Source organism: Pseudoalteromonas sp. PSi26, from assembly GCF_054960575.1.
Genome location: NZ_JBHNYT010000057.1, coordinates 1 through 266 on the forward strand (window position 1 = coordinate 1; position 266 = coordinate 266).

At 45.1% G+C, this 266-nt stretch carries 1 protein-coding gene; it reads right to left on the reverse strand.

Going from position 1 to position 266, the window contains the following annotated elements:
• Positions 1-266 (reverse strand): EF-Tu C-terminal domain-related protein (locus ACFI34_RS18815; RefSeq protein ID WP_462674604.1); only part of this gene is annotated, 266 nt, incomplete at both ends.

Here is a 266-nt window from a genome sequence, read left to right on the forward strand (position 1 = left end):
ACAACACCAGCACCTACAGTACGGCCACCTTCACGGATAGCAAAACGAAGACCTTCATCCATCGCGATTGGTGCGATTAGAGTTACTGTCATCTTGATGTTATCACCAGGCATTACCATTTCTACGCCTTCTGGTAACTGTACGTCACCTGTTACGTCAGTTGTACGGAAGTAGAACTGTGGACGGTAACCTTTGAAGAATGGAGTATGACGACCACCTTCATCTTTAGAAAGTACGTATACTTCTGAAGTGAATGTAGTGTGTGG